Source organism: Streptomyces fulvoviolaceus (assembly GCF_000718165.1).
GTDB lineage: Bacteria > Actinomycetota > Actinomycetes > Streptomycetales > Streptomycetaceae > Streptomyces > Streptomyces fulvoviolaceus.
In genome coordinates this window covers 302,104-316,097 of sequence record NZ_JOEY01000001.1, presented here as the reverse complement: position 1 = coordinate 316,097, position 13,994 = coordinate 302,104, and the positions used below count along the sequence as shown (strand labels likewise).

The 13,994-nt window shown below is 69.7% G+C and carries 11 protein-coding genes; 4 read left to right on the top strand and 7 right to left on the bottom strand.

Annotation, left to right across the window (positions count from 1 at the left end; genetic code table 11):
* Positions 1-291 precede the first annotated feature (291 nt).
* Complete coding sequence (locus IG08_RS0101555) at positions 292-2,115, top strand: phosphoenolpyruvate carboxykinase (GTP) (protein ID WP_030595108.1); 1,824 nt, start codon at positions 292-294, stop codon at positions 2,113-2,115.
* 267 nt (positions 2,116-2,382) lie between these two features.
* Here the strand turns inward: IG08_RS0101555 and IG08_RS0101550 are convergent, their stop codons facing one another.
* From IG08_RS0101550 to IG08_RS0101525, 6 genes are all read right to left on the bottom strand, one after another.
* Positions 2,383-2,979: a hypothetical protein gene (locus IG08_RS0101550; RefSeq protein WP_030595106.1), complete on the bottom strand. Its 597-nt coding sequence runs from the start codon at positions 2,977-2,979 to the stop codon at positions 2,383-2,385.
* Positions 2,966-4,516 carry a substrate-binding and vWA domain-containing protein gene (locus IG08_RS0101545; protein ID WP_030595104.1) on the bottom strand — a complete coding sequence of 517 codons (1,551 nt, stop codon included), beginning with the start codon at positions 4,514-4,516 and terminating at the stop codon, positions 2,966-2,968. Before IG08_RS0101545 ends, IG08_RS0101550 begins: the two co-directional genes overlap by 14 nt.
* Positions 4,513-5,685, bottom strand: a complete 1,173-nt coding sequence (locus IG08_RS0101540) for a toxic anion resistance protein (protein ID WP_420823271.1) — start codon at positions 5,683-5,685, stop codon at positions 4,513-4,515. The genes IG08_RS0101545 and IG08_RS0101540 overlap by 4 nt, the downstream gene beginning before the upstream one ends.
* Before the next feature lie 14 nt (positions 5,686-5,699).
* Positions 5,700-6,764: a hypothetical protein gene (locus IG08_RS0101535; RefSeq protein ID WP_030595098.1), complete on the bottom strand. Its 1,065-nt coding sequence runs from the start codon at positions 6,762-6,764 to the stop codon at positions 5,700-5,702.
* A gap of 261 nt (positions 6,765-7,025) precedes the next feature.
* A complete protein-coding gene (locus IG08_RS0101530) occupies positions 7,026-7,442 on the bottom strand; it encodes an SCO4983 family protein (protein WP_030595095.1) in 417 nt (138 codons plus the stop codon).
* Between the two features lie 85 nt (positions 7,443-7,527).
* Positions 7,528-8,739, bottom strand: coding sequence for a pyridoxal phosphate-dependent aminotransferase (locus IG08_RS0101525; protein WP_030595091.1), 1,212 nt, complete (start codon positions 8,737-8,739; stop codon positions 7,528-7,530).
* A gap of 126 nt (positions 8,740-8,865) precedes the next feature.
* On the opposite strand from IG08_RS0101525, the gene IG08_RS56605 reads away from it, so the two are divergent.
* The 3 genes from IG08_RS56605 to IG08_RS0101510 all read left to right on the top strand — a co-directional run bounded on the left by IG08_RS56605 (position 8,866) and on the right by IG08_RS0101510 (position 12,343).
* Complete coding sequence (locus IG08_RS56605) at positions 8,866-9,549, top strand: hypothetical protein (RefSeq protein WP_234342776.1); 684 nt, start codon at positions 8,866-8,868, stop codon at positions 9,547-9,549.
* Positions 9,550-9,600: 51 nt separating this feature from the next.
* Entirely contained in the window at positions 9,601-11,370 is a 1,770-nt protein-coding gene (locus IG08_RS0101515) for a P-loop NTPase fold protein (RefSeq protein ID WP_052424433.1), read from the top strand.
* 106 nt (positions 11,371-11,476) lie between these two features.
* Complete coding sequence (locus IG08_RS0101510) at positions 11,477-12,343, top strand: S1 family peptidase (protein WP_030595085.1); 867 nt, start codon at positions 11,477-11,479, stop codon at positions 12,341-12,343.
* Between the two features lie 30 nt (positions 12,344-12,373).
* Here the strand turns inward: IG08_RS0101510 and IG08_RS0101505 are convergent, their stop codons facing one another.
* Positions 12,374-13,984, bottom strand: coding sequence for an N-acyl-D-amino-acid deacylase family protein (locus tag IG08_RS0101505; RefSeq protein WP_030595082.1), 1,611 nt, complete (start codon positions 13,982-13,984; stop codon positions 12,374-12,376).
* Positions 13,985-13,994: the final 10 nt, after the last annotated feature.

Genomic DNA, 13,994 nt, shown 5'->3' with positions numbered 1-13,994 from the left:
CAAGAGTGGCCATCATCTCACGGGAGTTGACGCCCCCGAAGAGCCTCCGGAAGTAAAAGGACGTCCAACTGAACTCAAGGTGCACGCAAAGTCACGACCGGAAACACGCAGATACGTGGCGATCCTCACTCCGCTCACCTGTGATGCCCTCTGGACAGATGGGCGGTACCGTCGGATGATCAAATGAGTGCGGTCGGCACCGGATGAGCGCCAAGGTCACCACTGATGAAGCATCCGGGTCGCAGCCCCCACGGGGCCTCCCAACAAAAAATCCCTCATTTAGGAGCAATCGTGGCGCGCGACATCGCGGCTCCCCCCGTCATCCCCACCCAGCACAAGGAACTGGTCTCGTGGGTGAACGAGATCGCAGAACTGACGCAGCCGGACAGCGTGGTCTGGTGTGACGGATCCGAGGCCGAGTACGAGCGCCTGTGCGAGGAGCTCGTCTCGAAGGGCACCTTCAAGAAGCTCGACCCGATCAAGCGCCCCAACTCCTACTACGCGGCCTCCGACCCGACCGACGTCGCGCGCGTCGAGGACCGCACCTTCATCTGCTCCGAGAAGGAGGAGGACGCGGGCCCGACCAACCACTGGAAGGCCCCCGCCGAGATGCGGGAGATCTTCCAGGGGGAGAAGGGCGTCTTCCGCGGCTCGATGAAGGGCCGGACGATGTACGTCGTCCCGTTCTGCATGGGCCCCCTCGGCTCGGACCTCTCCGCGATCGGCGTCGAGATCACCGACTCCGCGTACGTCGCCGTGTCCATGCGCACCATGACCCGCATGGGGCAGCCGGTTCTGGACGAGCTCGGCACCGACGGCTTCTTCGTGAAGGCCGTCCACACGCTCGGGGCGCCCTTGGCGGACGGTCAGGCCGACGTCCCGTGGCCGTGCAACACCACCAAGTACATCTCGCACTTCCCCGAGGGCCGCGAGATCTGGTCCTACGGCTCCGGCTACGGCGGCAACGCCCTGCTCGGCAAGAAGTGCTACGCCCTGCGCATCGCGTCGGTGATGGCCCGCGACGAGGGCTGGCTGGCCGAGCACATGCTCATCCTCAAGCTCACGCCCCCGCAGGGTGAGTCCAAATACGTCGCCGCCGCCTTCCCGAGCGCCTGCGGCAAGACCAACCTCGCCATGCTGGAGCCCACGGTCTCCGGCTGGACGGTCGAGACGATCGGCGACGACATCGCCTGGATGCGCTTCGGCGAGGACGGCCGCCTCTACGCCATCAACCCCGAGGCCGGTTTCTTCGGCGTCGCGCCCGGCACCGGTGAGCACACCAACGCCAACGCGATGAAGACGCTCTGGGGCAACTCGGTCTTCACGAACGTGGCGTTGACGGACGACAACGACATCTGGTGGGAGGGCATGACGGAGGAGACGCCCGCCCACCTGACGGACTGGAAGGGCAACGACTGGACCCCGGAGTCAGGTGTCCCGGCCGCGCACCCCAACGCCCGTTTCACCACGCCCGCCTCGCAGTGCCCGATCATCGCGCCCGAGTGGGAGAACCCCAAGGGCGTGCCGATCTCGGCGATCCTCTTCGGCGGCCGCCGCGCCACCGCCGTACCGCTGGTGACGGAGTCCTTCGACTGGAACCACGGCGTCTTCCTCGGCGCCAACGTGGCCTCCGAGAAGACCGCCGCCGCCGAGGGCAAGGTCGGCGAGCTGCGCCGCGACCCCTTCGCCATGCTGCCGTTCTGCGGCTACAACATGGGCGACTACATGGGCCACTGGGTCGACGTCGCCAAGGACAAGGACCAGGCGAAGCTCCCGAAGATCTACTACGTCAACTGGTTCCGCAAGAACGACGAGGGCAAGTTCGTCTGGCCCGGCTTCGGCGAGAACAGCCGTGTCCTGAAGTGGATCGTGGAGCGGCTGGACGGCAAGGCGGAGGGTGTGGAGACGCCGATCGGCATCCTGCCGACGCCTGCGGCGCTCGACACCGACGGGCTCGACCTGGCTGACGCCGACCTGCAGTTCCTGCTGACCGTCGACAAGGAGGTCTGGCGCGAGGAGGCCGCGCTGGTTCCTGAGCACCTCAACACCTTCGGCGATCACACGCCGACGGAGCTGTGGGACGAGTACCGGGCGCTGGTGCAGCGGCTGGGCTGAGGTCCCCCTATACGCCGCGGTCGGCTCCGATCGTGCCCTGACCAGCAATATCGTCACGGCCGGCCGCGGTGAGGTACGGCGAAGCCGCGCACAATGGGGTGTGTGGCTCTGGGCCTGTCGTTGCTTCTCCGTCCGCCCCGACGGGGGGTGGCAACGATGGGCCTTCGCCGTTTTCGGGTGCGGGTGCGGGTGCGGGTGCGGGTGCGGGTGCGTTGTGGCTGGTCGCGCCCACGCGGCGGAGCCGCATATCGATACAGCCCCGCGCCCCTATTGACCTGACCGTTCCTGCAAGTAGCGGGTGTGGGTTTCCTGCTTGCGGGCCTCTGTCTCCCTCAGGCCCGCTGCCAGTCGCTGGGCCTCCTGCTTCAGCAAGCCCAGTTGGTGTTCCAGGTGGAGTTCCGGGGATTCCGTGCCCGGGGTCATCCTTGTCCACCAGCGGGTTCGGGCGAAGCTGTCGACCGCCTCGGGGAGGTCTCGGCGCACGATCCGGGAGAGTGTGTGCACGCCCTCCGGGTCGTGTGCGAGCAACTCCGCGCTCCAGCCTCGGTCCAGCAACGCGGTCAGCAGTTCGGTGAGTTCACGCAGCCGGGCGGCCGCGGTGACCGAGAGCTCGACCTCCGTCAGATAGCCGCACAGCTTCCCGAAGTCCTCCCGCACCTCCTCCAGCTGGGCCGACGGGTCCGGGAACTCCGGCAGCGGCGGCCGCTCCGGCGGGGCGATCAGTGCGCCCGCGCCGTAGAGGCCTGCGACGACGACCGGCCAGTACGGGCCGGCCGTTCCCGTGAAGGTGAGCACCACGCCGACGAGGCCGCACACACTCCCGGCGATGTTCTTCCGGGACTCCAGGTACTTACTGATAGCCACGGATCTCCTCGAAGGCGCCGTCCAGCGAGCCCTGTTGGGCGTCGAAGAGGCGGCCGCCGGTCAGGTCGGCGATGTGCTCCAGCTCGGAGCGGTCGGAGTCGCCGAAGAGGATGGGGAAGACGGGGATGTCCTTGAACGAGCTCTTGAGCCCCGTGTAGAAGAGCTCGAAGTGCTCCGCGTCGTAGCCCGTGGTGTTCTCGCCGTCCGTCATCAGCACGATCGATGAGAACGTCCCCTGGTCGACGGCCAGATGCCCGTATGCCTGCTCCACCGCCGTGTAGATCGCGGTGTCGCCCTCGGCGCTGAGCGAGTTGGTGTCCGTTCGGATCGCGTCGAGTCCGGTCTCCGGGTCGGCGGGGTTCACGACGTGCGTCCGTACGCTCTTGACCTCCGACCCGAACGGCATCAGCGTGACCTCCTCGCGGTCGCGGAAGTCGCCCGTCAGGTCGGTGAGGGCCGTCTTGAGCCGTTGCAGCCGGTCGCCGTCCATCGAGCCCGAGGTGTCGAGGACGTACACGGTCCTGGACGGGCGGCGCAGCTCGTTCTCGTAGGAGTCGAGCAGGCCGTCGGCCACGGAACGGGTGCCGGGGAAGGGGAGTTCGCGTCGCCGGGTCGTGTCGAGACCGCTCGCGGGCCGGACGGAGGCGACGACCGGGCGGCGGTGCGTGCGCTCGGTGATCGCGCGCTGGATCTCCGGCGTGCGCAGGGCCTCGGTCAGGCGGCGGACGTCCTCGCGGGTCGCGGTGGACGTGGCCTTGAGCGAGGAGAGCGGATAGTCGGCGGTGACGACGCCGTCCTTGGGGCGGATCACGGTGAGGCCCGGGATGCCCTTGAGGACGGACTCGTAGTTGAGCAGGGCGTCGACGTTGCCGCGCCGCTCGTACGCCGCCGCCAGCCAGCCCGAGGAACCCGAGGTCAGCTTCTGCCCCTTGAAGAACTCCTTCAGCCGGGGCGTCGCCTTCGTGACGTCCGCGTCCGTGAGCGCCGACTGGGCGCCGGAGAGGGCGGAGGCGACCGAAACGAGCGTGGAGAAGCCGGAGTTGGAGCGCGCCGGGTCGGTCATGCCGTACGTCAGCTTCCCGTCCTGGACGGCCTTCTCGACCTGGGACCAGGTGACGTCGTTCGGCTTCCAGCCGAGCTCTGCCACGGTGCCGGCCTTGACCCCGATGGCCACCGGGCTCGACATGACGGGCGTCTCCGACACGACCTTCTCCGCCGCGTCGGGACGCAGCCGCAGATAGTCGTTGGAGGACAGCCAGAGAGCGTCGTACTGGTCGTCGGCCTTCCCCTCCGCCAGCATCTCAACGGCGTCCAGGGTGCCCATGTAGGTGGGCCGGACCTTGATTCCGGTGTCCTTCTCGACCTGGTCGAGGACCGGGGTCATGTCGCTCAGCTCACTGGAGGCGAGGACGCGCAGGGTGCCCGGCTCGGCGGATCCGGGGACGCCGGGCGTCGGGAAGTCCGTCCGGTCCCCCTCTGCCGTGCAGGCGGTGAGCAGGCAGAGAGCCGCCAGGCAGGCGGCGAGGGCGCCTCTCATCCGAGGCCCCCTTCCAGCGCGCCCCGAGACCGGCTGCGCTCCAAGTACGCGGTGGCGTGCTGGAGTTCGGAGGTCAGCGACTCCACGGTCGCCGCCATCGCCTCGGTCGCCTGGACCTTGTAGGTGTCGATCGTGTCGAGGGTGCGGTAGATCTGCTGGAAGGCGGAGCGCAGGGTCTCGGCGCCGACCGCCGGGTCGGCGGCGATGCGCTGGATCTCCCCGCTCTGCGTGGCGAGCATCTCGGCGTTGCCCCGGATGAGGTCCTCGGTCGTCCCGCGCAGCGCGTTGACCTGCTCGATGACCTTCTTCTGGTTGTCGAGCGCGGAGGCCAGCATCACGGAGATCCGCAGGGCCGAGACCGTGGTCGTGGCCGCGCGGTCGACGCCCTTGATCAGCTCGTCGTTGTTGCGCCGTACGACGTCCATGGCGAGGTAGCCCTGCGCGCACACCGCGAGCTGGGTGAGCAGGTCCTGGTGCTTCTGCCGGACGGGGAAGAGGACGTCGGCGCGGAGCGAGTCGGCCTGTTGCGGGTCCGTCGACTCGACGCCGGTGACGTGCTGTTCGACGGCCGCGTCCAGAGCCTCCGTCAGTACGACGTACTCCTGGAGCTTGCCCATGGTCTCCCAGAGGCGGACCCGCTCGGTCTGCAACGCGGCGTTGTCGCGCCGCAGTTCGTCCTGCCCGCCCCGCAGGGAGCCCACGATCTTGTTGAGGGTCCCCTGTGCGGAGGCGTACTTGGCGACATGGTCGCGCAGCTTGTTGCCACCGGGGAGCCGGGAGAGGAGCTTGCGCCCCTTGGAGGCCGGCAGGTCACGCGGATCCAGGTCCTCGACCACCCGCCGGAGTTCGACCAGTGAGCCCGCGACCTGCGACTGAGCGTCCCCGCCCTGCGCCGGCAGACTGCGCACGGTCCGCTCCAGCATCCGGTTGGACTGCGCGGCGGCGCTGCGCATGTCGCCGGCGCCGAGTGAGGTGATCTCCCCGACCTTGCCGGCGAACTCGGGGGAGCGGGCGTCGAGGGCGGCGAGTCCCTCGATGTAGGCGGAGGCCTTCTTGGTCATGTCCGTGCGGACGGAGTCGTCGACGGGGACGAGCCCGCCGGCCTTCTCCTTGGGCACGGGCGTGACGGCCTCGGGTGGAGTGAGCGTGAAGGTGTCGTCGTTGTTCATCAGTGCTTCCCCCGTCATCCGCGGGCCCGGCGTGCCATCTCGTGCAGCACCGCGGAGGTGGGCACGGGCGCCTGCCGGACACCGGTCAGTTCCTGCTTGAGATAGGTGGTGTCCGAGGCGAACTCGGTGGCGGCGCCCTGCGGCCGGAAACCGTGCCGCATGGCGGCCTTCCGCAACTCCGGGTCCGTGGAGAGGAGTTCGGCGAGGACCTTGCCGTCTTCGGTGAGCGGTACGACGGTGTGGTCGCTGTTGACCGTGGTGTCCGGGTAGAGCACGACCAGGTCGTCGGGCTTCTGTCCGTCCGCCAGCAGCGAGGCGACCTGCGACTCGTAGACCAGGACCAGCGGGTTGCCGGCGCCGCTGACGAAGTCCCGGAAGACCGCGTCCGAGCTGGACTGCTGAGCCCCCTGGACCGTGACGAGCTTCTTCAGCAGGGGCTCGGTCCGGTCGAGGTCGGCCTCGCTCGCGACCACCCGGCCACCGTTCGCCACGTAGGAGGCGGCGGCGAGGTAGAGGGCGCCGGAGTTGGAGGACTCCGGGTCGGTGCTGGAGATGAAGAGCGTGCCGCTCAACTCGCCGTACTTCTCCGCCCCCTTGAGCTGCTGCCAGGTGCGATCCTTCTCCGCGGCGTCGAGGTAGGCGGCCATCTTCAGGGTGCCGCGGTGCTCGGTGTCCAGCGTGGCCAGTCCGTTCGCGGCGAGCACCTGGGCGGCACCGCGGTGGGCCACGGCGACGAGCGGCGAGTAGAAGGGCCGGGGAAGGGTCCCGTGCACCTTGTAACGGGCCGCCAGCTCGACGGCCGGCGCCTGGCTGGAGGGGAAGGCGAAGTCGTACCCCTTGAGGTCCAGGCCTTCCATGGCCCAGGACCCCGAGGTCTCGGCCTTCACGGTGTAGCCCTTGGCGGCGAGGGCCTTCACCACGTCGGGATCGGCGAAGAACTCCGCCTTCTCCGATCCGATCACTGCGTGCACGGTCTTCGTTGCCGTGCCCTTGTCGTCCGCTTCCCGGCCCGCTACGACGGCTGCCACCACTCCGCCGATCAGCAGGACCGCGAGGACGATTCCTACGATTCGTCTCACAGGGGCAGAGTGCTCGCGGAACCCAACATTCCCCGATGGGAAGGATGAACAGGGGGTGACATACCGGCCCCGGCCCTGCAACGCCGCCAGGGGCGCGGGGAACGGCGCGACAAGCCACAACGAACCCGCACCCGCAAGACGGACACGAACCCCTACGGCGACTAGGCACCCCACCCCAAGCCAACGCAGTGCCATGGCACCCGGTCCGCGCGTCGCTGCGGGTGCACGCGGACCGGGGCCGTCAGGGGGAGTCGCGGAGGCTCAGTGGGACGCGAGTGCGCGGGGCTCCAGAGCCGCCGCGTGTACGTCCATCTGCTCGGCGGCGAGAATCGCGGCCGCCGTGTCCGCGCGGGACGCCGCGACGAGCAGGGCGCGGCCCGCGAGGGCGTGCGCCCGCTCGTGCAGGGTCACGAGCTTCGGGTCGGAAGCGGCGACGGTCGCGCGGGCCGGCGTGCCGCCTCCCCGCAGCCGGGTCACCTGCTCGGCGAGCCTGCCTGCCGCCGTGTCCAGGTCGTCGGACGGCGAAGCCGCACGCAACTCGTCCGTGACCGCGAGCAGCGCCGCGAGATGCCCCGCGAGCTGGATGTCCAGCTCTTCCTCACGGGAACGGTGGGGGAAGTCGGAGGTGGTGCCGGCCATCGTGCTGTGGACCGACTTGGTGCGGATCGGCTCGTACATGAGATGGCCTCCTGTGTTCTCAGGAAACCATCCTAGCTTAGATTCTGTCTAAAGTTGAGTCGTTCAATGGATGCGACGGATTCGACTACGGCTGGCTGTAGCCGTCCAGGAAGTTCGCGATCCGTCCCACCGCGTCCCGCAGGTCCCCGGCCGTCGGCAGGGTCACGACCCGGAAGTGGTCCGACTCGGGCCAGTTGAAGCCGGTGCCCTGGACGACCATGATCTTCTCCTGCCGCAGCAGGTCCAGGACCATCCGCCGGTCGTCCTTGATCTTGAAGACCTTGGGGTCGAGCCGCGGGAAGAGATACAGCGCGCCCTTGGGCTTGACGCAGCTCACACCGGGGATCTGGGTGAGCAGCTCGTAAGCGACGTCCCGCTGCTCCTTCAGCCGCCCGCCCGGCAGCACCAGGTCGTTGATCGTCTGCCGCCCGCTGAGCGCGGCGACGACTCCGTGCTGACCCGGCATGTTCGCGCACAGGCGCATGTTCGCCAGGATCGTCAGGCCCTCGATGTAGGAGTCGGCGTGCGCGCGCGGCCCGGAGATCGACATCCACCCGACCCGGTAGCCGGCCACCCGGTACGCCTTCGACATGCCGTTGAAGGTGAGCGTCAGCAGGTCGGGGGCGACGGACGCGGTCGGGGTGTGCGTGGCGTCGTCGTAGAGGATCTTGTCGTAGATCTCGTCGGAGCAGACCAGCAGGTTGTGGCGGCGCGCGATGTCCGTCAGGCCCCGGATCATCGCCTCGTCGTACACGGCCCCCGTCGGGTTGTTGGGGTTGATGATGACGATCGCCTTGGTGCGGTCGGTGACCTTCCGCTCGACGTCCGCGAGGTCGGGCATCCAGTCGGCCTGCTCGTCGCACCGGTAGTGCACGGCGGTGCCGCCGGAGAGCGAGACGGCGGCGGTCCACAGCGGGTAGTCGGGCGCCGGTACGAGGACCTCGTCCCCGTCGTCCAGCAGCCCCTGCATCGCCATCACGATCAGCTCGGAGACGCCGTTGCCGATGAAGACGTGCTCGACGTCCGTCTCGATGCCGAGGGTCTGGTTGTGCATGACGACCGCCCGACGCGCGGCCAGTAGCCCCTTCGCGTCGCCGTACCCGTGCGCCGTCGACACGTTCCGGAGGATGTCCTCCAGGATCTCGGGCGGGCACTCGAAGCCGAACGCCGCCGGATTGCCCGTGTTGAGCTTCAGGATGCGGTGGCCGGCCGCTTCCAGGCGCATCGCCTCCTCGAGAACCGGGCCCCGGATCTCGTAACAGACGTTGGCGAGCTTGGTCGACTGGATCACCTGCATGTCTGGGAGCTTACGGCCCGGTAACGCCTCGCGGGCCGTGTTATCCGCCACGTGAGACACGGCGCTTTGGGTGGTTATCGCCGGTAGCTGTCCCGCCGGCCCCTCCCGTCCCTACAATGCGCCCCTATGTCGAGGCCACCTCAGGACGGAAACGGGGCGTACGGCGCGAACGACGCGACCGGCGCCGACGGCATACCCGCGGGCGACGAGCCCCAAGGGGTGCCGAACGTGTACCACCCACGAGCAGGGTCGACACCGGCCTACGAGGAGTACACCGACCCGGCGATCGCGCACGGCTGGCAGAACGCGTACGACGAGACGGCCGAGCTGCCACCGGTGGCCGGCGGCGAGAGCGCCGCTTCCGGCCGGAGCGCCCACCGGAGGCCGGGTGGCCGGCGCAGGCCGAGTGCCTGGCGGTCGCGGAGGATGGCGGTGGTGGCCGGTGCCGCGGGGGCCGCGTCCGCGGCCGCGCTGATCGCCGGATTCGCCTTCTCCGGGTCGTCGTCGGGTGACGCGGAGGGCAAGCGGGAGCGTACGAGCCCGGCGGCCGGGGACTCCGCGTCCACCCGGCCCTCCGACGGAACGTCCACCGCCCGCTCGTCCGACGCCGCCGTGCCGTCCGCGCCGAAGTCCCCGAGCGACTCGGCGAGCCCCTCCGCGTCCGCGGACGGGACCGGAAAGCCCACGACCGGGTCACCCACCGCCGACCCGACCTCCACCACTCCCACGGCCACCGCGAGCACGACGGCTCCCGGCAACTCCGACGGCAAGCCCGGGCGCGGGCAGGGCGGCACAAAAGGGCCCAAGTAACCGTCGTACTCGATAGGTTGACGTCCTGGACCTCGGGGGAGGCAGGACGTCATGGAGTTCTCGCTGCTGAACGACGAGCCGGTCACGGGACCGGAGGCCGACCTGCTCGGCACCGGCCGGGCCGCCCGTGAGCTGGCCAAACTCCTGCACGACTCCCGGAGACAGACCCCCTTCACGCTCGCCGTCGACGCCGGGTGGGGGATGGGCAAGAGCAGCCTGATGCGGCTGGTCGACGCGGAGCTGCGGCAGGGATACCAGGACGTCGAGACCGTCTGGTACAACGCCTGGACCTCCACCGGGGCCGACGCGCTGGAGGGGCTGATCAAGTCCGTCCTGATGCGGTTCGACCGGCGGGTCCTGCAGCGGGCCCTGAACCGGCTGTCCGAGCGGCGCACGCTGATCACGGCGCTGCGCGCGACGCTGACGGTGGCCCTCGCGCCGTTCGGCGTGGCCGGCCTCGTCGACCGCTTCTGGCAGGCCCTCTCCGTCGACGCCACGGCCCGCAACGCCATGCGGGGCGCGCTGCACGCCCTCGCCACCGAGTGGGCGGAGGCGGCGCCGCACGAGCCGCGCCGGCTCCTCGTCGTCTTCGTCGACGACCTCGACCGCTGCTCGGAGGAGACGGTCCTCGCGGTGTGCGAGGCGGTGAAGGTCTACCTGGACGTGCCGGGGCTCGCGTTCGTGATCGGCTGTGACCGGTCGGCGCTCGGGTCGTCCGGGCTGCTCCGGGATCTCGGGCCCGCCGGGTCGGCGTTCATGGAGAAGGTCTTCCAGACGAGTTACCGGCTGCCGGTGCCGGGCGGTGACGGCATCGAGGGGTACGTCCGGAGCTGCGCCGAGCGGTCCGGACTGCGCGAGCTGCTCGACGACGACCTGGTGAAGCTGATCGCGGACCGTTCCGCTCGCAATCCCCGACGCATCAAGCGGCTCATCAACGGGTTCGGGCTGGAGTGCTCCCTCAACCCCGTGTGGGCGCAGTTCAAGCCGGAGTCGGTGATCAGGACGCTGCTGCTGCAGCACCTGTACCCGGACTTCTACCGGCTCCTCGTGATCGGCGACGGCACCTACGAGCATGCCGCCCGCGAGTTCCTCGAGTACCGGGTGGCCCGGCGGGTGCTGAGTCAGTGGGCGCACGTGGACCCGGAGGCGTGGCAGGTCACGGTGGAGTCCGTGACCGGACACGGCCTCGCGGAGCCGCATCCGGAGGACCGGGAGGGCTGGGAGGCCGTCCTCGCCCGGCTGGAGGAGGATCTGCCCACCGAGTTCCCGGTGCTGGCGCGCGACCAGAACTTCGTGCACCTCGTCGACGAGTGGATGCGCCTTCCGGAGACGGACGAGCTGGTGAAGCAGTTGCAGGAGGGCGGGGCGGTGCCGGTCACCGCGATCCGCGCGGACGAGGAGCCGCAGGTCCAGGTGCAGACGGCCCAGGGAGACGAGGAGTACGACGGCATCCGTGTGCTCTGGGTCGACGACGTGCCGGCGGGCAACACCTCCTACGTCCACCGCTTGGAGCAGCAAGGTGCCGACGTCCTGCTCGCCGAGGACGCGTACACCGCCGAACGGATCCTCGGCACCCACGCCATCGATCTGCTGATCTCCGACATCGCCCGGGGCCACGACCGGGACGCCGGGCTGACCGCCCTGGCGCGCTGGCGGGAGCGGAGGGACTTCGAAGGGCCCGCCGTGTTCTTCACCGGCCGTATCACCCCCGCCCGCGAACAGCGGTGCCGCGAGCTGGGCGCGGGCATCGCCGTCGGCCCCACCGGGCTCTTCCGGCACATCGACGGGGCGGTCGCGGACATCCGCCGGGCCCGGTCCTGAAAGAACTCCTTGCTCTCACGCTCCCCTCAGTCAACAATGTGCATGACAAAACAGCGGGTGGCCGGAAGATCTCCGGTCACCTTCGTGCATAGAGGGGACCCCCCACATGAGAAAGCCTCTCGTCGCCGCGTTCATCGCCCTGGCCATCGCCGGGGCCGGTGCGGCACCCGCGGTCGCGGCGCCGGTGAGCGCCGCGCCCGCGGCCAAGGCGGACACCAAGGCGGCCGCGCCCACGCTCAAGGCCGTCACCCTCGCCGGGACCGTCGCGCTCAGCAACTGTTCCGGCTCGGTGATCCGCTTCCCCAACTCCCTGGACACCGACCCGGCGCTGGTGATGTCCAACGGCCACTGCCTGTCGACCGGCTTCCCGGAGCCGGGCGAGGTGCTCGTCAACCAGGCGTCCAGCCGCACCTTCGGCCTGCTCAACTCCGCCGGCACCCGGGTCGCGACCCTGCGCGCCAGCAAGCTGGCCTACGGCACGATGACCGACACGGACGTCTCGATCTACCAGCTCACCACCACGTACGCGACGATCAAGAGCTCGTACGGCATCTCCCCGCTGACGGTGCAGAACACGCACCCGACCGCCGGTACCGCCATCACCGTGGCCTCCGGCTACTGGAAGACGCTCTACAGCTGCAGCATCGACGGGTTCGCGTACCGCCTGAAGGAGGGTGACTGGACCTGGAAGGACTCGGTCCGTTACACCTCCGCCTGCCAGACCATCGGCGGCACCTCCGGCTCGCCGGTCATCGACCAGTCCACCGGCAACGTCGTCGCCGTCAACAACACCGGCAACGAGGACGGCGAGAGCTGCACGGAGAACAACCCGTGCGAGGTCGACGAGAGCGGCAACGTCACCGTCCGCGAGGGCATCAACTACGCCCAGGAGACCTACCAGATCCCGGCCTGCTTCACGACCGGCAACCAGCTCGACCTGAGCGCCAGCGGATGCACCCTGCCGAAGCCGTAAGTCTTCTTCGGCGGTAAAGGGGGCGTTCCGTCACATGGGACTGCGACGGACCGCCCTGCCTGCCAGCGCGCCCGTGCGACGGCCATCCTCGATCACGAACTGGCCGTCGATGAGGACGTGTGGGATGCCGTACGGCAGTCTGCGCGGCTCCTCAAAGGTGGCGCCCGCCGCCACCGTCTCCGGGTCGAACAGGACCAGGTCGGCCCGGTAGCCCTCGCGGACCAGGCCCCGGTCCGGCAGGCGCAGGCGGGACGCCGGGCGGCCGGTCAGGTGGGCGACGCACTCCTCCAGGGGCAGGACACCCAACTCCCGTACGTACCGGCCGAGATACTGCGGGAACGTGCCGTACGCCCGCGGATGCGGCTTGGCGCCCTGCAGGACGCCGTCCGAGCCTCCGGTGTGGACCGCGTGCTGCATGATCGCCTGCACGTTCTCCTCGTGGCCGACGTGCTGGAGGATCGTCGAGCCGAGCCGGTCGTCGAGGAGGAGGCGACGGGCGGTGGTCCAAGGGGCTTCGCCGCGCAGACCGGCCGACTCCGCCACCGTACGGCCCACGAAGTCCGCCAGCGACGGGTCCGCCGTGCCGGAGATCTCGATCGTGTCCCACTCGATGGGTACGCCGTGGCAGCCGTCCGCGCCGATGACCTCCATGTGGTGCCGGATCCGCTCGGCCGTCTCGTCGTCGGCCAGCCGCTTGAGGATCTCCTCCGGGCCGCCCTCGCTCGCCCAACTGGGCAGCATGGCCACGAGAGTTGTGCAGCCCGGGGTGTAGGGGTAGGTGTCGAGGCTGATGTCGGCACCTTGCGCCAGCGCCTCGTCCAGCAGGGCCAGCAGTTCGGGCGCCCGGCCCTCGTTCACGCCGAAGTTCATGGTGGCGTGGGCCAGATGGAGCGGGCAGCCCGCCTCGCGGGTCAGGGCCACCATCTCCTCGTACGCCTGCAACGCGCCCGCCCCGTACGAGCGGTGATGCGGGCAGTAGTAGCCGCCGTACGACGCCACCACCCTGCACAGTTCCGTGAGTTCGGCGTCCTTGGCGTACATGCCCGGCGTGTAGGTGAGGCCCGACGACATGCCGAGCGCGCCCTGCTCCATCCCCTCGGCGACCAACTGCCGCATACGGTCGAGCTCCTGGGGCGTGGCCTCCCGGTCCTCCCAGCCGACGGCCAGCATGCGGACGGTGCCCTGGGGGATGAGGTAGGCCGCGTTGACGGCGATACCCCGGTCGAGGCGGTCGAGGTACTCGCCCACCGACCGCCAGTCGAAGTCGATGTCGTCGCCGTGGCCGTTCCAGCCGGTGATGGCCCGGCGGACCTCCGCGAGCGTGCGGTCGTCGACCGGGGCGTACGACAGCCCGTCCTGGCCCAGGACTTCGAGCGTGACCCCCTGCGCGGCCTTCGCGCTGTGGTCCGGGTCGCGCAGGAGGGCCAGGTCGCTGTGGGCGTGCATGTCGATGAAGCCGGGGGAGAGGACGAGCCCTTCGGCATCCAACTCCCTCCGTGCCTTGGGACGTTGGCAGCCCGCTGCCGCGGCTTCCCGGACGATCGAGACGATCCGGCCGCCGTCCACGACCACATCCGCGCGGTACGACGGACCGCCGGAGCCGTCCACGACGTCCGCGTCCCGGATGACGAGCTCTTCCACGCCGGGCCTC